Genomic DNA, 20,909 nt, shown 5'->3' with positions numbered 1-20,909 from the left:
GACCGCACGGCAAAGCCTCCCTCCCTGAGGGAGGTGGCATCGCGCCAGCGATGACGGAAGGAGTTTACACCTTTAGATTTTTCCGGGTGGGGGTAAAGGTGGGGATCATCTTTTCCAGCTGATCCACCACGCCCTCGTCGTTGTGCTGGGCGGCAGCGGCAAGATCCTGCAGCTGCTGGTAGAACACGGCCAGGTCGATATCCCGGGGCGATGCCACAAAGATCTTGTTGTGCTCGGTGCGGCGCATCTTGCCCTGCTCCTCGTCCATCATCAGCTCCTCGTAGAGCTTCTCGCCCGGGCGCAGGCCCACGATCTTGATCTCCATGTTCACGCCCGGCTCGTAGCCATAAAAGCGGATGAGCTGCTTGGCCAGATCCATGATCTTGACCGGCTCGCCCATGTCCAGCACATAGATGCTGCCGCCCTCGGCCAGCGCGCCTGCCTGCAGCACCAGCTGGGCCGCCTCGGGAATGGTCATAAAGTAGCGCTCGATGTTGGGGTCGGTCAGGGTGACAGGGCCGCCCTTCTTGATCTGGGCCTCGAACAGCGGGATCACGCTGCCGTGGCTGCCCAGCACGTTGCCAAAGCGGACCGCCACGCACTTCATGTCGGTGTTGCCCGCAAAGGTCTGGATGAGCATCTCACAGATCCGCTTGGTGCAGCCCATCACGCTGGTGGGGTTGACCGCCTTGTCGGTGGAAAGCTGGACGAACCGCTCCACGTCGTGCTCGCTGGCACTGGTGAGCAGGTTCTTGGTGCCCAGCACGTTGTTCTTCACGGCCTCGGCGGGGCTGATCTCCATCAGCGGCACATGCTTGTGGGCCGCCGCATGGAACACCACGGTGGGGTGGTAGGTCTCAAATACCTCGTCCAGCCGCTTTTTATCCCGGATGGAGCCGATCAGCACGGTCACAGGGATGTCGCGGCCGTACTTCTGCTGCAGTTCCATCAGCAGCTCGTAGGCGCAGTTCTCGTAGATATCAAAGATCAGCAGCTTGCCGGGCCGGAAGCGCATCACCTGGCGGCAGAGCTCGCTGCCAATGGAGCCGCCGCCGCCCGTCACCAGCACGGTCTTGCCGGTGAGGTAGCCGGAGATCTTCTCGTTGTCCAGCGTGACCTCGTCACGGGAGAGGAAATCGGCGGTGTTCAGCTCACGGAACGCACCCTGCTGGGGGCCGTTGCTGCCCACCAGCTGGGGATCGCTCAGGATCTGCACCGGGCAGTGGGTGGAAACGCAGAGGTCGATGACATGGTTCAGCCTGCTGCCCCGCAGGGTGGGGATGGCAATGATGATGTTGTGGATGTTGTACTGGGTGCAGAGCTGGGGGATCTGCTCCAGCGTGCCCTTGACCGGCACGCCGTGGATAGTCTGTCCCTGCTTGACCAGGTCATCGTCCACCGCCACAACGGGGTGGCCGTAGCTGCTGTTGGATTTGCAGACATTGATGGCCCAGGCGCCGGCCTCGCCCGCGCCCACGATCATCACGGGGCGGTTGGGGTCCTTGTTGGGCACGCCCCGCAGCCGCTCGCCGATGGGATGGTTCAGGAAGAGCCGCCATGCCAGACGGCTGCCTCCCACCAGCAGGAAGATGAGGACAGCGGCCATGGCGTTGGCGGAATCGAACAGCACGCCGTGGACGCAGAAATGGTTCACGAAATAGACCACCCCCGTGGGCACGGCGATCATGCCGCCCAGACGGATGAGGTCACGCTCCCCGGCATACTTCCAGAGCACATGGTACAGCCCGCCCGCCAGAAAGCTGAGCAGGTAGAGCGCCACGATCCAGGGCAGATTCTGGTAGAGCAGGGCACGGTTGTGGGGCCACCAGCTGGCCTCCACCGCGCCGTCGGCCCGGAGCAGCAGGGCAAAGTAAAAGCTGAATATCACGATGGCCGCGTCCAGCAGCACCAGGATCATCCGGCGCAGCAGCACCTGCGGCACAAGCTTCTTTGTTTTCTTCACAAAAATCCTCTTTTACATCGGGGCGGGATCTGTCCGCACCCGTTTTTCCCGGCGTTGCCGGCCGCAGGGGCCAAAGCCCCATGCGCCTGTTCCGCCATAATATCCATTGTATTATACTCAATTCTCCCCCCTGTGTCCAGAACAATTCCGATTCTCCGGGCTTTTCTGCTGCTCCCTGCGGGATTTTTCTGTCCGCAGGATGGCCCGCACCTCTTCGCCCAGCCCCAGCGGCCACTGCACGGCAAGGCAGACTGCCGCCATGCCAAAGCCTCCCGCGCAGAGCGCCGCCAGCCGGGTGGGCGTGCTCCCGCTGCCCAGCCACCCTGCCAGCAGAGTGCGCAGGCCCTCGCCCGCCCCCGCTGAGACCAGTGCCGCCAGCGCCGGAGCCCCCAGCCACCGCCAGAGCCTGGGCTTCAGCCCGCTGACGTGCAGCAGACGGGCTGTATTCATCTGGCAGGTATAGGCACTGGACAGCAGGATCACCCACAAAAAGCCCTTCATCCCCCATCTGGGCAGGAGGAGCAGCACCCCCGCAATGCGGAGCACCGCGTCCCACAGGCTGTACCGGAACACGGCCTTCTGCTCCCCCATCCCCTTCATGGCACCATCCACCATGCTCTCCAGATACATCAGCGGCATGGCCGGGCCCAGCACCCGCAGATAGAACCCGGCCTCCTGGCTGTGGTAGAGCAGCAGGGCCAGTGGCTCGCCCCACACCCAGAACAGCGCCCCAGCCAGCGCCGAGAAGCAGCCCGTCAGCCGGAGCATCCGGTCCAGCAGGCAGTCCAGCCGGGCGCGCTCGCCCCGGATGTGGGCCTGGGTGATCTCAGGCATCAGCAGCACCGAAAGGCTCCCCAGCAGCCCAAAGGGAAAGGTGAGCAGAGGCAGGGCCATCCCCTTCAGGCTGCCGTACTGGGCCACCGCGGCACTGCGGCCCCCGGCATCCAGCAGGCAGACCGTCAGGCAGGCGGGCACCAGCATGTTCTCCGCCGTGTGCAGGGCGCTGGCAAGGCACCGCCCGCCCTCCACCGGCCACAGGATCTCCCAGAGCCGCCGGGCAGGGTCGGCAGGCCGTCGGGCCTTTTCTGCGCCGAACGCATGCACCGCCTCCCCACGGTAAAACAGCAGCAGGATGCAGGCCGACACCGCTTCGCTCACCGCCGTGGCGGCCAGCACCGCCGTGCAGCGGGCGGTCACGTCCGGCGCGTTCCCCCATTCCAGCGCGTACCAGATGATCCCGATGCGCACGCTCTGCTCCACCAGCTGGCTCAGCACATTGGGCTCCACCCGCCGCCGGGCGATAAAGAACCCCCGCAGCACAGCCGAGAGGGCCATCCAGGGCATCCCGAAGGCCGACACCCGCAGTGCGCCCGCTGCCCGCACATCTCCCAGCCACCACCGGGCAGCGGCCCCGGCCAGCCCGTACTGCGCCGCCATGGCCGCCGCGCCCAGCAGCAGCCCCGTGCCCGCCAGCCGCACCAGCATCCCCCGCGCCTGTGCCCGGCCCCGGGCCAATTCCTCAGCCATCAGCCGGGTGGCCGCCACCGAGACCCCCGCCGTTGCCAGCGTGACAAAGAGCGCGTAGACCGCCAGCACCAGCTGGTACAGCCCCATCCCCTCGCCGCCCAGGGCGTTGGCCAGATAGATGCGCAGGCCCATCCCGGCCAGCCGCAGCAGGACATCCGCCCCGGTCAGGAGGGCGGCGTTTTTCAGGTAGCTCTGCCCCATGGTATTCCTCCTTCCCCCGCACAGGCGTTCGGTTCAGTGTATGCGGCCTTTCCCGGGCAATATGCACTCTTGTGAAGATGAGCGCCCCTGTGGGTTGTTTCCCACCCGGTTTTATGGTATGATATGGGTTGGTCAAGACGATCTGTCTAATTAAGATAAAGGAGAAAAGGTTAGAGTATGAGCGAAGAATGTACCCATGACTGTTCCACCTGCGGGGCAGCATGTTCTTCCCGCACCGCCGCACCTGAGCACGATGCCCCCAACCCCAACAGCAGCGTGAAAAAGGTCATCGGCGTTGTTTCGGGCAAAGGCGGTGTCGGCAAGAGCATGACCAGTGCCCTGCTGGCCTGCGCCATGGCCCGCCGGGGCTACCACTGCGGCATCCTGGATGCCGACATCACCGGCCCGTCCATCCCCAAGCTGTTCGGCATCCATGGCCGTGCCATGGCCGATGAAAAGGGCTGCTGGCCCATCCAGAGCCGGATGGGCATTGATGTGATGAGTATCAACCTGCTGGTCGAGAACGAGGAGGACCCCGTTGTGTGGCGCGGCCCCGTGATCGCCGGTGCGGTCAAGCAGTTCTGGACCGATGTGGTCTGGAAGGACGTAGACTTCCTGTTCGTGGACATGCCTCCGGGAACCGGCGACGTGCCCCTGACCGTGTTCCAGAGCCTGCCCGTGGACGGCATCGTGGTCGTTGCCAGCCCCCAGGAGCTGGTCAGCATGATCGTGGCCAAGGCCGTGAACATGGCTGAGATGATGAAGGTGCCCATGCTGGGCATCGTGGAGAACATGAGCTACATCGTCTGCCCCGACTGCGGCAAGAAGATCAGCGTGTTCGGCGAGAGCCATGTGGATGAAGTGGCTGCAAAGCACGGCCTGCCCGTGCTGGCCAAGTGCCCCATCGACCCCCAGCTGGCTGCCTGCTCTGATGCCGGCATGATCGAGGCCTACCCCGGCCAGTACCTTGAGGGTGCCGCCGATGCCTGCGAGAAGCTGCTGAAGAAGTAAATCATGCACCTGTCCCCCGCCAGCGCCAGCCGCCTGCGGGGGATTTTTTGAATATCCCTGCAGAAAGGAGAACGCAAATGCCGAACGAACTCAAGATCGGCCGGGTGTACCGGCACTTCAAGGGCGACTTTTATCTGGTGGAGGCCGTTGCCAACGATTCCGAAACGGGGGAGCCCTTTGTGGTCTACCGCAAGCTCTACGGGGACGGCGGGCTCTGGCTGCGGCCCCTTGCCATGTTCCTCAGCCCCGTGGACAGGGCAAAATACCCCGATGCCGCGCAGGAATATCGCTTTGAATTGCAGGAGATCCCCAGCGCCGCCGGGCACTGACGCTGTGAAGCGGATTCATTTTTATTTTGGCTTCACTGAAACATTTTCCGATTTCCTCTATTGTAAATCGCTGCACAAAGCTTTATAATGATAAAGCGCTCTGTGATAGTGGGCAGAGCGAGTGTAAATAATGGGAAAAGGAGTATTCTATTATGCTGACGAATGAATACCTGAAGCGCGTTTACGATGGCCTTGCACAGCGCAATGCCAATGAGCCTGAGTTCCTGCAGGCTGTCCGCGAGGTGCTGGAGAGCATCCAGCCCGTGGTGGAGAAGCATCCCGAGTACGAGAAGGCTGGCCTGATCGAGCGTCTGGTCGAGCCCGAGCGCATCATCACCTTCCGTGTGCCCTGGGTCGATGATCAGGGCAAGGTCCAGGTGAACCGCGGCTACCGCGTCCAGTTCAACAGCGCCATCGGCCCCTACAAGGGCGGTCTGCGCTTCCATCCCTCTGTCAACCAGGGCATCCTGAAGTTCCTGGGCTTTGAGCAGACCTTCAAGAACAGCCTGACCACCCTGCCCATGGGCGGCGGCAAGGGCGGCTCTGACTTTGACCCCCATGGCAAGAGCGACATGGAAGTCATGCGTTTCTGCCAGAGCTTTATGACCGAGCTGTACCGCCACATCGGCCAGTTCGTGGACTGCCCCGCCGGTGATATCGGTGTCGGCGGCCGCGAGGTTGGCTACATGTTCGGCCAGTACAAGCGCCTGACCAACAGCTTCCAGGGCGGTATGCTCACCGGCAAGGGCCTGACCTTCGGCGGCTCTCTGGCCCGTACCGAGGCCACCGGCTACGGCCTGTGCTACTTCACCGCCGAGGCTCTGAAGTGTATGCGCAACGACAGCTTTGAGGGCAAGACCGTGGTCATCTCCGGTTCCGGCAATGTTGCCATCTATGCCTGCCAGAAGGCTCAGTCTCTGGGCGCAAAGGTCGTTACCATGTCCGATTCCAACGGCTACGTCTACGACCCCAACGGCATTGATCTGGCTTACGTCAAGGAGCTGAAGGAAGTCCGCCGCGGCCGCATCAAGGAGTATGCCGAGACCCACGCCGGTGTAACCTACGTTGCCGACTGCTCCAAGGTCTGGACTGTCCCCTGCGACATCGCCCTGCCCTGCGCGACCCAGAACGAGATCAACAAGGAGTCCGCTGAGGCTCTGGTCAAGAACGGCTGCACCGTTGTCTGCGAGGGCGCAAACATGCCCAGCACGCCCGAGGCCATCGAGGTCTACCTGTCCAACGGTGTCCTGTACGGACCCGCAAAGGCTGCCAACGCCGGCGGCGTGGCCACCTCCGGCCTGGAGATGAGCCAGAACTCCGAGCGTCTGAGCTGGAGCTTTGAGGAAGTGGATGCCAAGCTGAAGGGCATCATGGAGGGCATCTTCCACGCTTCCTATGACGCTTCCGTTGCCGCCGGTTCCGAGGGCAACCTGATGGTCGGTGCAAACTGCGCCGGTTTCCTGAAGGTGGCCACCGCCATGATGGCACAGGGCATCACCTACTAATTGTTCCAAAGCATTTTCAAGAGCTGCGTTCGCAAGAGCGCGGCTCTTTTTGTATCTATTCGCTGGCCGCATCTCCGGGAGCTTTTCCCGGCGGGTCAACGGACATTCCATGACTGCCCCTCGTGCGGCCTGTATAAAGCCCCGCCAACCCGTCCATACTGACCACATCAAGCGAAGAGAGGGTTCTGAAATGGACGAACAGATGTTTTGTTTTCAATGCGAGCAGGCGGCGCACTGCACTGCCTGTACCGGTAAGGCCGGTGTCTGCGGCAAAAGCGCGGACACGGCAGCGGCGCAGGACCGCCTGACCGGTGCACTCATCTCCTACGCCAGCCAGCTCATCGGCGAGGGGCGGGCCCCCGCCCCGGAACAGGCACTTCTGCTGATGGAAGGGCTGTTCACCACCATCACCAACGTGAACTTCGACCCGCAGACCGTGGACCAGCTGACCGAGAGCATCCATGCGGCCTGCCCCGGCATCGGGTTCGACTACGACATGGCAAACCTCTGGCACGAGCCGGACGAGGACATCCGCAGTCTGAAATCGTTCGTCCTGTTCAGCCTGCGCGGCATGGCAGCGTACAATTACCATGCGCGGGTGCTGGGCCGCATCGACCCGGAGCTGGACCGCTTCTTCTGCGAAGCATTGCAGGCCGTTGGCAGCGAATGCTCCATCGACGCCCTCTGGGCACTGGTACAGAAGACCGGCAAGGCCAGCTACCGCTGCATGGAGCTGCTGGACGCCGCTAACACCGGGGCCTTCGGCCAGCCGGAGCCGGTGGAGGTGCCGCTCGTCATCGAGAAAGGGCCGTTCATCGTCATTTCCGGCCACGACCTCTACGACATGAAGTGCCTGCTGGAGCAGACGGCGGGCAAAGGCATCCACGTCTACACCCACTCGGAAATGCTCCCCGCCCACGGCTACCCGGAGCTGAAGCAGAAGTACCCGCATCTGAAGGGCAACTTCGGTACAGCCTGGCAGAACCAGCAGCGGGAGTTTGAGGACATCCCGGCCCCGATCCTCTTCACCACCAACTGCATCATGCCCCTGCGGGAGAGCTACGCCGACCGGGTGTTCACCACCTCGGTGGTGTCCTATCCCGGTGTCCCGCACATCGGGCCAGAGCGGGATTTCTCCCCCGTCATTGCCAAAGCACTGGAACTAGGGGGCTACCCGGAAGACACCGCCATGCCCGGCATCAACGGCGGGCGCAGCGTCGTGACCGGCTTTGCGCGGAGCGCTGTGCTCTCCCACGCCAATGAGATCGTTGCGGCCGTGAAAAGCGGGCAGATCCGCCATTTCTTCCTGGTGGGCGGCTGTGACGGCACCCGGCCTTCCCGCCGCTACTACACCGAGTTCGCCAAGCTCACCCCGCCCGACACCGTGATCCTGACGCTGGCCTGCGGCAAATTCCGCCTGAACGACCTGGATCTCGGAACCGTGGCGGGCCTGCCCCGCATCCTCGATGTGGGCCAGTGCAACGACGCATACAGCGCCATTCAGATTGCGCTGGCGCTGGCCGATGCGTTCCAGTGCGGCGTCAACGACCTGCCGCTCTCGCTGGTGCTCTGCTGGTTCGAGCAGAAGGCCGTCTGCATCCTCATCGCACTGCTGGCGCTGGGCATCCAGAACATCCGGCTCGGCCCTACCCTGCCCGCCTTCCTCTCGCCGGGCGTGGTGCGCGTTTTGCAGGAAAAGTACAATCTGATGGCCGTCACGACACCGGAGCAGGACCTGAAAGCGATTTTGGGCGAAGGATGAATCCGTTTCATCTCATCATCAAACCGCACAAGATGCGCTGCGATTGTGCTTTCACGTTTGGTGCAACTGTCGCTTGAAAAATTTTCAGCGTTCAGTATAATTATAGGTACCGGAACAAAGGCGTTCCAGAAGGGTGAAGTCTACCCTTCTGGGGCGCTTTTTTTGTTTTCTGTGCAAGAGGCTGCGGATCGTGCCGCGGCCCAGAGGATATTTTGAGAGATAAGGATGGGAAAGGCAATGGATCAATTTACGGAAAACGCCACGCCTCTTGGCCTGTATGACCCTCAGTTCGAGCACGATGCCTGCGGCATCGGCGCTGTGGTGGACATCAAGGGCCGCAAGAGCCATCAGACGGTCAGCGATGCCCTGAGCATCGTGGAGCGTCTGGAGCACCGCGCCGGTAAGGATGCCGAGGGCAAGACCGGCGACGGCGTGGGCATCATGCTGCAGATCAGCCACAAGTTCTTCTCCAAGGTGGCCGATGAGCTGAACATCAGCCTGGGCAACGAGCGGGAATACGGTGTCGGCATGTTCTTCTTCCCCCAGAACGAGCACCTGCGGGCACAGGCCATGAAGCTGTTTGAGCTGGTCACCCGCAAGGAGGGGCTTGAGTTTCTGGCATGGCGCAGGGTGCCGGTAGACCCCGATGCCGTGGGCCAGAAAGCCCGGGACTGTATGCCCTCCATCTGGCAGTGCTTCATCAAAAAGCCTGCCCGTGTGAGCAAGGGCATTGATTTTGACCGCAGGCTCTACATCATCCGCCGGGTGTTCGAGCAGGCCAGCAACGGCACCTATGTGCCCAGCCTGTCCAGCCGCACCATCGTCTACAAGGGCATGTTCCTGGTGCACGATCTGCGCCTGTTCTACCTTGACCTGCAGGACGAGGATTATGAGTCCGCCATTGGCATGGTGCACAGCCGCTTTTCTACCAACACCAACCCCAGCTGGATGCGTGCCCACCCCAACCGGTTCATCCTGCACAACGGCGAGATCAACACCATCAAGGGCAACACCGATGCCATGCTGGCCCGTGAGGAGAGCATCGAGAGCCCCATCCTGCAGGACGACATGAACAAGATCCTGCCCATCATCAACACCTCCGGCTCGGACTCCGCCATGCTGGACAACGCGCTGGAGTTCATGGTGATGAACGGCATGGATCTGCCTCTGGCTGTGATGATCACCATCCCCGAGCCCTGGGAGAACAACAAGAACATCAGCCAGAAAAAGCGCGATTTCTACCAGTATTACGCCACCATGCTGGAGCCCTGGGACGGCCCCGCCGCCATCCTCTTCTCCGACGGCGACGTGGTGGGCGCGGTGCTGGACCGCAACGGTCTGCGCCCCAGCCGCTACTATATCACCAAGGATGGCCGGATGATCCTGTCCTCCGAGGTGGGCGTGCTGCCCTGCGCCCCGGACAACATCCTGATGAAAGACCGCCTGCGCCCCGGCAAAATGCTGCTGGTGGATACCGTCAAGGGCGAGGTCGTGGATGACGAGAAGCTGAAGGAATACTACGCCAGCCGTGAGCCCTACGGCGAGTGGATCGACCGGAATCTGGTCCGGCTGAAGGACCTGAAGATTCCCAACATCAAAGTCCCCAGCTACACCGGCGAGGAGCTGACCCGCCTGCAGAAGGTCTTTGGCTACAAATACGAGGAAATCAAGGAGCTGATCCTGCCCATGGCCCGGGCCGGTGCCGAGCCTTCCGGAGCCATGGGCACCGACACCCCGCTGGCTGTCCTGAGTGACCAGCACCCCCCGCTGTTCAACTACTTCAAGCAGCGGTTCGCACAGGTCACCAACCCGCCCATCGATGCCATCCGTGAGAAGGTGGTCACCTCCACCAGCGTCTATGTGGGTGCCCACGGCAACCTGCTGGAGGACAAGCCCGAGAACTGCAAGGTGCTCAAGGTGCAGAACCCCATCCTGACCAGCACCGATCTGCTCAAGATCAAGCACATGAACGTGCCCGGCTTCAAGACCGCCACGGTGTCCATCAATTACTATAAGAACACCAGCCTGGAAAAAGCCATCGACCGCGTATTTCTGGAGGTGGACCGCGCCTACAAGGACGGTGCCAACATCATCATCCTCTCTGACCGCGACATCGACGAGTACCATGTTTCCATCCCCAGCCTGCTGGCCGTTTCTGCCGTGTCCCAGTACCTCATCCGCACCAAGAAGAGCACGGCCATGGCCCTCATCCTTGAGAGCGCCGAGCCCCACGAGGTGCACCACTTTGCCACCCTGCTGGGCTACGGTGCCTGCGCCGTCAACCCCTATCTGGCCCACGACACCATTGCCCAGCTCATCGACGAGGGTCTGCTGGACAAGGATTACTACGCCGCCGTGGATGACTACAACAAGGCTGTGCTGAACGGCATCGTGAAGATCGCCTCCAAAATGGGCATCTCCACCATCCAGAGCTACCAGAGCAGCCAGATCTTTGAGGCGGTCGGCATCTCCAAGGATGTCATCGACAAGTACTTCACCGGCACGGTCAGCCGTGTGGGCGGCATCGGTCTGGAGGACATTCAGGCGGATGTGGAAGCTGCCCACAACGCCGCCTTTGACCCGCTGGGTTTGGATATCAACATGGAGCTGGCCGACGGCGGTGCCCACAAGTTCCGCAGCGGCAAGGAAGAACACCTCTTCACCCCGCAGACCATCCATCTGTTCCAGAAAGCCTGCTTCACGGGCGACTACAAGGCCTTCAAAGACTTCACCCGCACCGTGGACAACATGGGTGCCGAGGGCATGCACCTGCGCAGTCTGCTGGACTTCAGCTATGATCCCAACGGCGGCATCCCCCTTGAGGAGGTGGAGCCCGTCAGCTCCATCGTCAAGCGGTTCAAAGCCGCTGCCATGAGCTACGGTGCCCTGAGCAGCGAGGCCCACGAGACCATCGCCATCGCCCTGAATCGTCTGGGCGGCCGGAGCAACACCGGCGAGGGCGGCGAGCCCGAGGAGCGCTACCAGAGCGAGAGCAACTCCAAGATCAAGCAGGTAGCCTCGGCCCGCTTCGGCGTGACCAGCAAATATCTGGTCTCCGCCGAAGAGATCCAGATCAAGCTGGCACAGGGCGCAAAGCCCGGCGAGGGCGGCAACCTGCCCGGTGCCAAGGTCTACCCCTGGATCGCCAAGACCCGCCACAGCACCACCGGCGTGGGCCTGATCTCTCCCCCGCCCCACCACGACATCTACTCCATCGAGGATCTGGCCGAGCTGATCTATGACCTGAAGAACGCCAACCGCCACGCCAACATCAACGTGAAGCTGGTCAGCGAGGCCGGTGTCGGCACCATTGCCGCTGGTGTTGCCAAGGGCGGCGCACAGGTCATCCTTGTTTCCGGTTACGACGGCGGCACCGGTGCAGCCCCCCGCACCTCCATCAAGAACGCAGGCCTGCCCTGGGAGCTGGGCATCGCCGAGACCCACCAGACCCTGATCCTGAACGGCCTGCGCAGCCGCGTCCGCATTGAGAGCGATTCCAAGCTGCTCTCCGGCCGCGATGTTGCCATCAGCTGTATGCTGGGCGCTGAGGAGTTCGGCTTCGGCACCTCCCTGCTGATGTGCGAAGGCTGCGTGATGATGCGTGTCTGCAACCTGGACACCTGCCCCATGGGCATCTGCACCCAGAACCCCGAGCTGCGCAAGCGGTTCAAGGGCAAGCCCGAGTATATCATCAACTACCTGACCTTTGTGGCGCAGGAGCTGCGGGAGTACATGGCCAAGCTGGGCGTGCGCACCATCGACGAGCTGGTGGGCCGCACCGACCTGCTCCATGTCAAGCCCAGCGCTGCCGGCAGCCGTGCCGCCAAGATGAATCTGGACTGCATCCTGCACAACCCGGCCATTGCAAACAGCAACGTCCACTTTGTGCCTGCCGACACCTATGACTTCCACCTTGAGAACACCCTCGACATGAAGGTGCTGATGAAGAAGTTCAAGCTGGGCAGCAAGGCACCCCAGAGCGTCCGGCTGGAGGTCTCCAACACCGATCGCGCCCTGGGTGCCATCTTTGGCAGCGAGATCACCCGCAAGTACGGCAGCTTCCTGCCCGACGATGTCTATACCGCCGAGTGCATCGGCGCAGGCGGCCAGAGCTTTGGCGCGTTCATCCCCAAGGGCCTGACCCTCAGCCTGACCGGAGACTGCAACGACTACATGGGCAAGGGCCTGTCCGGCGGCAAGATCATCGTCCGCCCGCCCGAGGGCATCGGCTACAAGCCCGAGGAAAACATCATCACCGGCAATGTGGCCCTTTATGGTGCCACCAGCGGCAAGGCCTTCGTCTCCGGCGTGGCCGGTGAGCGCTTCTGCGTCCGCAACAGCGGCGCGACCGCCGTTGTCGAGGGCGTGGGCGACCACGGCTGTGAGTATATGACCGGCGGCACTGTCGTGGTTCTGGGCCAGACCGGCAAGAACTTCGCAGCCGGCATGACCGGCGGCGTGGCCTACGTTCTGGACGAGAACTGGGATTTCTACCAGCGGGTCAACAAGGAGACCGTGAGCCTGGAGCCTGTGGAGCACAAGTACGATGTTGCTGCCCTGAAGGAGCTCATCCGTGAGCATGTGGAAGCCACCGGCTCCCCCCGCGGCAAGGAGATCCTGGACAACTTCAGCGAGTACCTGCCCAAGTTCAAGAAAGTCCTCCCCTACGATTACGACCGGATGCTCCGGGTCATCGCTTCCATGGAGGAGCGCGGCCTGGACGGCGAACAGGCACAGATCGAAGCATTCTACGCTGTGCAGAAGAAGAAGTAAGGAGGGCTGGATCATGGGCAAGATCACTGGATTTATGGATTACACGCGCAAGACCAGCACGGATGTCCCGCCGCTGGAGCGCATTGAAAATTTCAACGAGTTTCACGTCTGGCTCTCCCGCGAGGAGCAGCAGACCCAGGCCGCCCGCTGCATGGACTGCGGCGTGCCCTTCTGCCAGGCCGGCATGATGATCGGCGGCATGGCATCGGGCTGCCCGCTGAACAACCTGATCCCCGAGTGGAACGACCTGGTCTATCAGGGCAAGTGGGAGCTGGCGCTCCACCGTCTGCGCGCCACCAACCGCTTCCCGGAGTTCACCAGCCGGGTCTGCCCCGCCCTGTGCGAGGCCGCCTGCACCTGCGGTGATGTGACCGGCAGCAGCGTGACCGTGCGCGAGAACGAGCACGCCATCGTGGAAACGGGCTACGCCAAGGGCTGGCTCCACGCCGCCCCTCCCCCGGCCCGCACCGGCAAGAGCGTGGCCGTCATCGGCAGCGGCCCAGCCGGTCTTTCGGTGGCCGAGTACCTGAACATCCGGGGCCACGCCGTCACTGTGTTTGAGCGCGCCGACCGCGTGGGCGGCCTGCTGATGTACGGCATCCCCAACATGAAGCTGGACAAAGCTGTCATCGAGCGCCGCATCAGGATCATGCAGGCCGAGGGCGTGGAGTTCCGCACCAGCATGGATGTGGGCGGTGCCGTGGATGCCGAGAGTATCCTGAACAGCTACGATGCTGTGGTGCTCTGCTGCGGTGCCAAAAAGGCCCGTGACCTGAACGTTCCGGGCCGGGATGCCAATGGCGTGCACTTTGCCGTGGATTACCTCACCAGCGTGACAAAGAGCCTGCTGGACAGCAAATTTGCCGACGGCAGGGCCATTGATGCCAAGGGCAAGAACGTTCTGGTCATCGGCGGCGGCGACACCGGCAACGACTGCCAGGGCACGGCCCTGCGGCAGGGCTGCACTGATCTGGTGGCTCTGGAAATGATGCCGCAGCCCCCCAAGGAGCGTGCCGCCAGCAACCCCTGGCCCGAGTGGCCCCGGGTGCTCAAGGTGGACTACGGTCAGACCGAGTGCATGGCCAAGTTCGGCAAGGACCCCCGTGTCTACCAGACCACGGTCAAAGAATTCCTCAAGGACGATGCAGGCAACCTGACCGCTGCCGTCATCTCCTACCTCAAGCCCGAGCGTGACCCCGAGACCGGCCGCACCAACATGGTGCCCACCGGCGAGGAGTTCACCTACAACTGTGAGCTGGCCTTCATTGCCGCCGGTTTCGTGGGCTGTGAGAGCTATGTGGCCGATGCCTTCGGTGTCAGCCTGACCGGCCGCGGCTGCGTGGACACCGACCACTTCCGCACCAATGTGGACAAGGTGTTCGCCTGCGGCGATATGCGCCGGGGCCAGAGCCTTGTCGTCTGGGGCCTGCGCGAGGGCCGCGACTGCGCCGCCGAGGTAGACCGCTACCTCATGGGCTACACCAACCTGTAAGCCCGCATCCCGGTCATTACTGAACCATTCTCTTTCCTATCCTAAACAGCAGAAGCGGGAGCCCGTTAAAAGGCTCCCGCTTCTGCTGTTTTTTGGGATATTAAAACGACGTGAACGGCTGGTTTCCCGACTGCTTATTTATTCAGCAGATCGGTATGGTCTGCGCCGCCCACGGTCAGGCTTGCGGCCTCCTTGGTGTGGGTCAGGGTGAAAATCGTCGTCTCTGCACCCTGCGCCAGCAGCGTGTCGATGGAGACGGTGCTCTCACAGAGCTGAGTGCGGAACACCAGCACCTCGGCACCCTTGGCCTTGAGCTCCTTCAGGGCGTGCAGACTGCCGGTCAGGCTTGCGCTCTGGGCCGGGACCGCGATCAGCACGCGGCCGTCCTTCACGGTCTGCTCATAGGCCGGGGCACCCACCACCCGCAGGGGTGCATAGGAGACGGTCTCCTCTGCGGTGCTGTCCGTTTCGGGGGTGGAACCCTCGCTCGGCGTGTTGTCCGTGTCAGAGGGCTTTTCGTCCGGTTTCTCTGCCGGCTCCTCGCCCGGCTTCGGGGCAACATAGTTTTCGTCTACCGCCTTCTCTTTCTCATTGCAGCGGGTGCAGGTACGGGTCTTGTGGCCCGCACCGTCCGGCACCCACTCGCCAAAGGCGTGGCCGAGGGCAGGGCTTCCCACTTCATTCGTTACAGTTTTCTGCGTACCATCAACCGAATCATACGTTGCAGTATAAGTACCCTTGCCCTCTTCTGTGCAGGTTGCCTCACGAGTTACAGTCCATTTGCCAGCATAATTCACACGGGAAACAACCTTATTGCCCTTTTTGTATTTGACTTCGAGTGTCTTGTTTTCAACATTCCACTCGCCGACTTCCTCGGAATCAATAGTAACATTATCCGGATCACTGCGATTATTCGGATCCGTATAATGAATCACAGATTCGCTCTTCTTATTCTTACCGTTTCCTAAGTTGTTGGCACCTTCACCGCCGTAGGCCAAAAACGTTCCTCCACAGAGGTACAACTCGGAACCTTGGCCTTCCTCACCACTACCAATGCCAGCGCCACCTTCACCACCGGTTGCAGTTGTAGTTCCCGAATAGGAAGCGAACGATTGCAATCTGCCGCCTTTTCCGCCTCCGATTCCAGCAGCTCCAGCAGAACCGACAGCCGTTATCGTCATATCTGTCTCCCCTGCACCACTTTGGCCAAGTTCGACCATATTAGCACCGGCTCCACTGCCTCCGCCAATACCGGCACCGCCGCCTGTGCCGGTTGCTTTGATCGTACCATCACGAAAATAAAGGCCTAAGCCATTTTTCCCTTCTGCACCACCAATACCTGCACCACCTTCACCGCCAGTTGCAGTCACATTACCGCCGGTAATCGTTACAAACTCCTCAGAAGTCCAGAAATTATACTGTTCTCCCGAAGCATTTACACCACTGCCGATGCCTGCGGCACCTTTACCACCGGTTGCATCAATCGTACCGCCATTGATAACAATATTATTACCCCAATCGCTAGAAGTAGTCACGCCGTTGTTTTCCTTACCGTCGGAAGTTTTCGCACTGCCGCCAATACCGGCGCCGCCTTCGCCACCAGTAGCAGTCAGACTGCCGCCATCCTTATCATCATCTTTAATATACAATGAGCCTTTTCCTTCTACCGCATTCTTTTCCAAGCCAGCATGACCATCTGCATCGGAACTGTCTAGTGTGTTTTTTCCATTCAATTCCAATTGAACACTACCATTACCGGTAACTGTCATTGCAGCTTTCTCGGAAGATTTGATATTCACATCCTCCAGCGTCACTTTAGCTGTTTGACCTTTATCCGATTTAACCGTTACCGTATTGTCCGTAGTTTTCACCTCGTCGGTCTCGGCATCCTTGGTGGTAATTACCACGTCGTTATCCAGACGATCTTTGATCTCGCCCTTATCGTCTGAAACGTATCTGCCATCACCATCCGTCTGTGTCACGGTCTGTTGATTGTTTTTGAATCCAACGCTGATATCGCCCTTGGTCAGGTCATACACATCCGCAAAGGCTGGGGCGGCGATGGAACTGACGATGGAGAGCACTGCCGCTGTGGACAGGACCCGCAATGCAAGCTTTTTACATTTCATAATAACCATCCTCCTAAAGAAACTTTTCCAAAGACCTTTCCCCGGCAAAACAAAAAGCGCCGCACCTGCCGTCTGGCGGATGCAACGCTCTGGTTGACACTTTAAGATGCTCCTGCGGGAGCGGATGAAATACAACTGGCTGCCATCTTACAGGCCCTATAGCTTCGCGTCGCAGCCTTTCGGCTGGTTTGCCGGTTCTTCAATTTTGCATGGTCTTTAGTTCATTATACCCCCCCCCCCATTAAAATAATCAAGGTTTTTTAAAAAATTCAGCAATTATCACAAAAATATAGAATGTTGGTTGTTCTGTTTGGATAAAAAGACGCAAAAAAGAGGGCTGTTGCTGACTCCTTCGGGCACGGCGGAGCCGTGCCTGAGGGAGTTGTGCAACAGCCGCTCGATGAATCTTAGTCCGTATCATACACCGTATCGTCCGGCGCGGTCTCCCCCGAAGAGGAAGCGCTTTCGCCGCTGCCGGAATCGGAGGCGGCGGGCGGTTCGGTGGTGATCTCCACACTGGGGTCGGCGGCGATATACACAGTGATTACACTTCCGGCTTCCACCATGGTGCCTGCATCCTCACCGCAGGAAACCACACACCCAGCCACAAGGGAGCCATCATTGACGACCATAAAGCAGCTGGGAATCAGTCCTGCTTTCTGTATCCTCTCAATTGCGTCATTTTGCGGAACGCCTATGACATTAGGCATCTCCACCATCTGCGGGCCGCGGCTGACCACCAGATCGATGGTGCTGCCCTTTTCGATGACCTCTCCGGCAGGCCGCTTTGCGTCAATCTTCTCTCTTCAATTCTTCTTGCAGCAGCCGTTTGAACAAAACAGGGTAATTACTTGCACCATGCACGATATGGTAGACGAACACAGTATCCACAATCAGCCGATAGACGCAGAGATACTGCCCGGCGATCACATAGCGATAGCCGCTTTTCAGCAGTTCGGCATCTCTTGGAAGCGAACCCGACAGCGGGAAACGTTCCAACCGCGAAAGAGAATCCAAGATCCGATCCGTGATTTTTCGGGCAGAATTCGGCCCTACCAGATTCATGTGAAGCTCTGCGATCGCTTCCAGTTCCCGCTGTGCCGACTCCAGAATTTCGATCTTAGCCACGACGATAGATCTCCTCCAGCCGTTTTCTGGAATCCTCCAGCGTGTAAGCCGGAGCACCAGCAAGCCTTCCCTGTTCCGCTGCTTCCAGCTTTGCCCGGAGTTTCAACGCCTCTTCCCGCTGTTCGAATGCTTCAATGCTCATCACAACAAGGTCACCCTCTCCATTTTTTGTAATGTAGATTGGCTCGCCCGCTCCGTGCGCCAGATTTGAAATGGAACCGTAGTCATTGCGAAGCGCCGTAGACGACTTAATAATCATAGTGCGCACCCCCTAAATGATTCTAATATAATTCTATCAGAATCATTCATTTTCTTCAAGCGTTCTCATCAAAAAAGCGGCCCGCCCTCTCCGGCAGGCCGCTTTGCGTTCAATCCGTATCGTTTTCGGTACCGGCCCCACCGGTCGGCGGCTCCGTCTGCGCGGCAGACGGTGTGGTACCGGCAGAAGGGGTCGTGGTCTCGGGCGGGGTGGCGGGCACCTCGGCCTCGACCTCTGCCGCCATATAGACGATGATGGTCGAGCCGACCTCCACCATGGCACCGGGCTCCTCGCTGCAATAGGCCACACAGCCCGAAACATAAGAGCCATCGTTATAAATGGGATAGAAGCTCGCATTCAGCCCCACCTGCGCCAGCTGCTGCTCCGCGCCGTCCCGGGTAAAGCCTGCCACGTTGGGCATCTCCACCATCTGCGGGCCGCGGCTGACCACCAGATCGATGGTGCTGCCCTTTTCGATGACCTCTCCGGCTTCAGGGGTCTGACGGATGATCTTGCCTTTTTCCACAGTATCACTGTATTCCATGGTCACATAGAACAGGTAATCCCCGGCATAGCTGTTGTTGTTGCGCACCTGCGAATCGTAGTTCATCCCCACAAAGTCAGGGGCCAGATTCACCGGCTCTGTCACCAGCGAGCTGGCCGGTTCGGAGGCCGGGGTGGATTCCGCAGGCTTTGCGGTGTGCAGCCCCTGATTCACCAGCCCCCACACGATGAGCAATGTCAGGATGGCCAGCAGGATCAGGATGGCCGCCAGCAGGTTGCGCAGGCTGAGGATATGCTTTTTCCGTTCCTCCTCCTCGGTGGACTGAGGGCGCGGCGCGGCCTGCTGCAGAGTCTGGGTAAGCTCCGTGGTATACTCCTGGCTGCTCAGTGCCCGGAACAGCTGGGGCACAGTCTGGATGCGCTCGGCAGGACTGAGCTGCAAGCCCATCCAAAGCACATCCGAAACATACTCCGGCACCGCCCGTTCCAGCGTGCGGGCGCGGGGGTTGGAGTCCGACACCAGCCTCTGTGCCGCAGGAACAGGGCTCTGCCCGCAGACCATCCGGTAGACCACGGCGGCAAGGCTGTATTCGTCGGTGTAACGGCCCTCGAATTCGGTGGTGGAATACTGCTCCGGTGCCGAGTAGCCCTCGTACAGCTGCTCGTGCAGGCCGCTGCCCGCCGTGCGCAGCCCCACGGTGGCGTAGCCCGTCAGGCGTGCCCGGCCGTTTTCCAGCACCCGGATGTTTTCCGGGCAGATGCCCCGGTGCACCAGCCCCACCTGATGCATGGCCGCCACGCCGTCAAACACAGGCTGCAGCATATTGCGGGCCGTCTCCGCTGAAACCGGGCTAGGGCGCTCATCCAGCCACTGCTGCAGCGGGATGCCGCCGGGGTTTTCCATCACAGCGTAGACGGTGTTGTTCTCCTCGAACACGTCCAGTACAGCCTCCAGACCGTTTGCGGGGGTGATGCGCTGGATGGAGCGGTAGAGATCGGCAAAGTCCATCCGGGTGGTCTTGAACAGCACCTCGCTGCCCAGCTTGGGCCGGAGCAGCGCGTCCGTGCCCCGCTCCGCCGACAGCGTCAGGGGCATATACTCCTTGATGGTCACCCGGAACCGCCCGACGTTCTCCACGCCCCGGTACAGGATGCCCTCGCCGTCGATGCTCTGCATCTCGCCCACGGTATACCGTCCGGCCAACAGCGTGCCCACCGGCAGGCTGCCCGCCGGGTTGCGCCCGGCCAGTACCCCGCCGCAGTGCGGGCACACCGACACCCGGCTCTCCAGCTCACCCATGCAGTACGGGCAGATGCGTTTTGCTTCCATGTGCGCCACCTCGTTTCTTCGTGGTCTGTTTCAAATCATTGTACCATATTTGCCCCCGCCGCGCAATCCGCAAAGCAAAAAAGCGCCGCCCTCTGAGTTTTTTCACAGGGGGCAGCGCTTTGATTTTCTATTACAGAGTCAGCAGGCGCAGATACACCTTATTCCGGCAGGTCCTCTTCGTTCTCGAGGCTGTGCCAGACGTTCTGGACATCGTCGTTGTCCTCCAGGGCATCCAGCAGCTTGCCCATTGCCTTGAGCTGATCGGGGTCGGTCAGACGGGTGGTGGTCATGGGGACCATGGCCAGGTCGTCGCTCAGGATCTCGTAGCCCTTCTCTTCCATGGCCTTGACCACAGCGGAGTAGTTCTCGGGATCGGTGGTGATCTCAGCAGCCTCTTCGCCTGCATCAAAGTCCTCGGCACCGGCATCCAGAGCATCCATCATGGCCTCATCGGCATCCTTGTCCTCCAGAGAGATGTCAATGACACCCTTCTGGCTGAACAGGAAGGCCACACAGCCCATAGCGCCCAGGTTGCCGCCGTTCTTGTCGAAGTAGTGGCGCAGGTCGGCAGCGGTACGGTTGCGGTTGTCGGTCAGGGTCTCGACCATGACAGCAACGCCGCCAGGGCCGTAGCCCTCGTAGGTGATGGCCTCGAACTCGGTCTTGTCACCGCCCTCAGCCTTCTTGATGATGCGCTGGATGTTATCGTTGGGCACGCTCATGCGCTTTGCCTTGGCGATCAGGTCTGCCAGCTTGCTGTTGGAAGCCGGGTTGGGGCCGCCGTCACGGACGGCAACGCTGATCTCGCGGCCGATCTTGGTAAAGACCTTTGCTCTTGCGCCATCGGTCTTTTCCTTCTTGCGCTTAATGTTGTTCCATTTGCTATGTCCAGACATGGGAACCTCCTAAAGTTTTATCGAAATCTCCGCCTGCGGGCAGACGGGCTGTGGTCGCCCGCTTGTGGCAGCACACAAAATCTAACTCTATTATTGTAGC

14 protein-coding genes and 1 riboswitch are annotated in these 20,909 nt (G+C 60.8%); of the genes, 6 read left to right on the top strand and 8 right to left on the bottom strand.

The features are described from left to right. Positions 1-64: 64 nt before the first annotated feature. Entirely contained in the window at positions 65-1,963 is a 1,899-nt protein-coding gene (locus GXM22_RS06180; RefSeq protein ID WP_005933885.1) for a polysaccharide biosynthesis protein, read from the bottom strand. Positions 1,964-2,080: 117 nt separating this feature from the next. After that, entirely contained in the window at positions 2,081-3,691 is a 1,611-nt protein-coding gene (locus GXM22_RS06175) for a putative polysaccharide biosynthesis protein (protein WP_099357207.1), read from the bottom strand. A gap of 177 nt (positions 3,692-3,868) precedes the next feature. Here GXM22_RS06175 and GXM22_RS06170 point away from each other — a divergent pair, with 177 nt between their 5' ends. The 6 genes from GXM22_RS06170 to GXM22_RS06145 all read left to right on the top strand — a co-directional run bounded on the left by GXM22_RS06170 (position 3,869) and on the right by GXM22_RS06145 (position 14,563). Further along, positions 3,869-4,702: an Mrp/NBP35 family ATP-binding protein gene (locus tag GXM22_RS06170; protein WP_154276326.1), complete on the top strand. Its 834-nt coding sequence runs from the start codon at positions 3,869-3,871 to the stop codon at positions 4,700-4,702. A 77-nt stretch (positions 4,703-4,779) separates the two neighbouring features. Further along, on the top strand, positions 4,780-5,031 hold the full coding sequence (locus tag GXM22_RS06165; RefSeq protein ID WP_005933896.1) for a DUF1653 domain-containing protein: 252 nt from the start codon (positions 4,780-4,782) through the stop codon (positions 5,029-5,031). Between the two features lie 152 nt (positions 5,032-5,183). Then, entirely contained in the window at positions 5,184-6,536 is a 1,353-nt protein-coding gene (gene gdhA / locus GXM22_RS06160; protein ID WP_005933898.1) for an NADP-specific glutamate dehydrogenase, read from the top strand. A gap of 190 nt (positions 6,537-6,726) precedes the next feature. Continuing rightward, complete coding sequence (hcp, locus tag GXM22_RS06155) at positions 6,727-8,298, top strand: hydroxylamine reductase (RefSeq protein WP_005933900.1); 1,572 nt, start codon at positions 6,727-6,729, stop codon at positions 8,296-8,298. Positions 8,299-8,535: 237 nt separating this feature from the next. Beyond that, on the top strand, positions 8,536-13,071 hold the full coding sequence (gene gltB, locus GXM22_RS06150) for a glutamate synthase large subunit (RefSeq protein ID WP_147585143.1): 4,536 nt from the start codon (positions 8,536-8,538) through the stop codon (positions 13,069-13,071). A gap of 13 nt (positions 13,072-13,084) precedes the next feature. Then, on the top strand, positions 13,085-14,563 hold the full coding sequence (locus GXM22_RS06145; protein ID WP_005933909.1) for a glutamate synthase subunit beta: 1,479 nt from the start codon (positions 13,085-13,087) through the stop codon (positions 14,561-14,563). Between the two features lie 134 nt (positions 14,564-14,697). Here the strand turns inward: GXM22_RS06145 and GXM22_RS06140 are convergent, their stop codons facing one another. The 6 genes from GXM22_RS06140 to GXM22_RS06115 form a co-directional block, all read right to left on the bottom strand. After that, on the bottom strand, positions 14,698-16,692 hold the full coding sequence (locus tag GXM22_RS06140) for a hypothetical protein (protein ID WP_157747402.1): 1,995 nt from the start codon (positions 16,690-16,692) through the stop codon (positions 14,698-14,700). Positions 16,693-16,819: 127 nt separating this feature from the next. Further along, a riboswitch (cyclic di-GMP riboswitch) is annotated at positions 16,820-16,895 on the bottom strand. 204 nt (positions 16,896-17,099) lie between these two features. Continuing rightward, positions 17,100-17,402: a PASTA domain-containing protein gene (locus tag GXM22_RS06135; RefSeq protein ID WP_242651643.1), complete on the bottom strand. Its 303-nt coding sequence runs from the start codon at positions 17,400-17,402 to the stop codon at positions 17,100-17,102. An 82-nt stretch (positions 17,403-17,484) separates the two neighbouring features. Continuing rightward, a complete protein-coding gene (locus GXM22_RS06130; RefSeq protein WP_005933915.1) occupies positions 17,485-17,820 on the bottom strand; it encodes a type II toxin-antitoxin system RelE/ParE family toxin in 336 nt (111 codons plus the stop codon). Next, entirely contained in the window at positions 17,813-18,079 is a 267-nt protein-coding gene (locus tag GXM22_RS06125; RefSeq protein WP_005933918.1) for a type II toxin-antitoxin system Phd/YefM family antitoxin, read from the bottom strand. The genes GXM22_RS06130 and GXM22_RS06125 overlap by 8 nt, the downstream gene beginning before the upstream one ends. 109 nt (positions 18,080-18,188) lie before the next feature. Then, positions 18,189-19,913, bottom strand: coding sequence for a PASTA domain-containing protein (locus GXM22_RS06120; RefSeq protein ID WP_035394404.1), 1,725 nt, complete (start codon positions 19,911-19,913; stop codon positions 18,189-18,191). Positions 19,914-20,071: 158 nt separating this feature from the next. After that, the gene (locus GXM22_RS06115; RefSeq protein ID WP_005933929.1) at positions 20,072-20,809 is read right to left on the bottom strand and encodes a YebC/PmpR family DNA-binding transcriptional regulator; all 738 of its coding nucleotides are present in this window, start codon (positions 20,807-20,809) and stop codon (positions 20,072-20,074) included. Between the last annotated feature and the right edge of the window lie 100 nt (positions 20,810-20,909).

The sequence above is a fragment of the Faecalibacterium duncaniae genome (genome assembly GCF_010509575.1).
Taxonomy (GTDB): Bacteria; Bacillota; Clostridia; order Oscillospirales; family Ruminococcaceae; genus Faecalibacterium; species Faecalibacterium duncaniae.
Note: the sequence above shows the minus strand (reverse complement) of the source record. Positions and strands in the feature narration are given on the sequence as shown.

What these genes read in the sequence shown, in the direction of transcription:
- GXM22_RS06175 (WP_099357207.1), bottom strand. Translation starts at nt 3,691, where the DNA reads ATGGGGCAGAGCTACCTGAAAAACGCCGCCCTCCTGACCGGGGCGGAT.
- GXM22_RS06170 (WP_154276326.1), top strand. Translation starts at nt 3,869, where the DNA reads ATGAGCGAAGAATGTACCCATGACTGTTCCACCTGCGGGGCAGCATGT.
- GXM22_RS06165 (WP_005933896.1), top strand. Translation starts at nt 4,780, where the DNA reads ATGCCGAACGAACTCAAGATCGGCCGGGTGTACCGGCACTTCAAGGGC.
- gdhA (WP_005933898.1), top strand. Translation starts at nt 5,184, where the DNA reads ATGCTGACGAATGAATACCTGAAGCGCGTTTACGATGGCCTTGCACAG.
- hcp (WP_005933900.1), top strand. Translation starts at nt 6,727, where the DNA reads ATGGACGAACAGATGTTTTGTTTTCAATGCGAGCAGGCGGCGCACTGC.
- gltB (WP_147585143.1), top strand. Translation starts at nt 8,536, where the DNA reads ATGGATCAATTTACGGAAAACGCCACGCCTCTTGGCCTGTATGACCCT.
- GXM22_RS06145 (WP_005933909.1), top strand. Translation starts at nt 13,085, where the DNA reads ATGGGCAAGATCACTGGATTTATGGATTACACGCGCAAGACCAGCACG.
- GXM22_RS06140 (WP_157747402.1), bottom strand. Translation starts at nt 16,692, where the DNA reads ATGAAATGTAAAAAGCTTGCATTGCGGGTCCTGTCCACAGCGGCAGTG.
- GXM22_RS06135 (WP_242651643.1), bottom strand. Translation starts at nt 17,402, where the DNA reads ATGCCTAATGTCATAGGCGTTCCGCAAAATGACGCAATTGAGAGGATA.
- GXM22_RS06125 (WP_005933918.1), bottom strand. Translation starts at nt 18,079, where the DNA reads ATGATTATTAAGTCGTCTACGGCGCTTCGCAATGACTACGGTTCCATT.
- GXM22_RS06120 (WP_035394404.1), bottom strand. Translation starts at nt 19,913, where the DNA reads ATGGAAGCAAAACGCATCTGCCCGTACTGCATGGGTGAGCTGGAGAGC.
- GXM22_RS06115 (WP_005933929.1), bottom strand. Translation starts at nt 20,809, where the DNA reads ATGTCTGGACATAGCAAATGGAACAACATTAAGCGCAAGAAGGAAAAG.